The sequence below is a fragment of the Actinomadura rubrobrunea NBRC 15275 genome, assembly GCF_001552235.1.
Classification (GTDB): Bacteria; Actinomycetota; Actinomycetes; order Streptosporangiales; family Streptosporangiaceae; genus Spirillospora; species Spirillospora viridilutea.
Genome location: NZ_BCQU01000209.1, coordinates 1 through 1,282 on the forward strand (window position 1 = coordinate 1; position 1,282 = coordinate 1,282).

1 protein-coding gene is annotated in these 1,282 nt (G+C 69.7%); it reads right to left on the reverse strand.

Features of this window, described 5'->3' with window-relative positions; genetic code table 11:
- Positions 1 to 1,282 (reverse strand): nucleotide sugar dehydrogenase (locus AR3_RS29050; protein ID WP_106259388.1); only part of this gene is annotated, 1,282 nt, incomplete at both ends.

Below are 1,282 nucleotides of genomic sequence, written 5' to 3' on the forward strand. Positions count from 1 at the left end.
GGGTGCGGCCGCGGGTGTCGAACAGCAGTCGGGAGTGGCGGGCGAGGGTTTCGGGGTCGTAGGCCGTGTGGTCGGCCAGGACGATGACCAGGTCGGCGTCCTGGAGGGCTGTGGCCAGGGCTTGGTGGTGGGCTGCGGTGTCCGCGGCCGTGTGGTGGCGGTTGCGGTCGATTGGTGGTGGGCCGACGCGGGGCACTTGCACTCCGTCGACGTGCCATTCGGTCACGTAGGGGTCGTGGTAGCGCAGGTGGGCGCCGAGGCGGGCCAGGCGGCGGGCGACGGGCCGGGCGGGGGATTCGCGTTGGTCGGCGATGTCGGCTTTGTAGGTGACGCCCAGCAGCAGGATGCGGGCGTCTTTGAGGGGTTGTCCTTGCTGGTTGAGGAGTTGTTGGGCGCGTTCGACGACGTAGCGGGGCATGCGGTCGTTGATTTCCTGGGCGAGTTCGACGAAGCGGAAGGGGTAGCCCAGGGAGCGGACTTTGTAGGACAGGTAGTTGGGGTCGATGGGGATGCAGTGGCCGCCGACGCCGGGGCCGGGGCGGAAGGGTTGGAAGCCGAAGGGTTTGGTGGCGGCGCAGTCGATGGCGTCCCACAGGTCGATGCCGAGTTCGTGGCAGAAGACGGCCATCTCGTTGACCAGGGCGATGTTGACGTGGCGGTAGGTGTTCTCCAGGAGTTTGGCCATTTCGGCTTCGCGGGTGCCGCGGGCTTGGACGACGTGGTCGACGAACTTGCCGTAGAAGGCGGCGGCGGCCGAGGCGCAGCCGGGGGTGTGGCCGCCGACGATCTTGGGGGTGTTGCGGACGCCGTAGACGGGGTTGCCGGGGTCGATGCGTTCGGGGGAGAAGGCCAGGTGGAAGTCGCGTCCGGCGGCAAGGCCGGTGGTTTCCAGGATGGGGCGGAGGACTTCGTCGGTGGTGCCGGGGTAGGTGGTGGATTCCAGGATGACCAGCATGCCCGGCTGGAGGTGGCGGGCGACGGTTTCGGCGGCGCCGCGGACGGCGGTCAGGTCGGGGCCGCCGTCGTGGGACAGGGGGGTGGGGACGCAGATGACGGCGGTGCGGGCGCCGTCGAGGATGGTCTCGTCCAGGCTGGGTTGGAAGCCTGTGGCGAGCATGTGGTCGACGTCGTCGTCGGTGACGTCGTCGATGTGGGAGTGTCCTGCTTTCAGCCCGGTGACCACCCGCGGGTCGCGGTCCAGCCCGCCGACCCGCAGGCCGGCGCGGCAGGCCTCGCGCACCAGCGGCAGTCCGACGTATCCGAGCCCGATGACCACCAGATC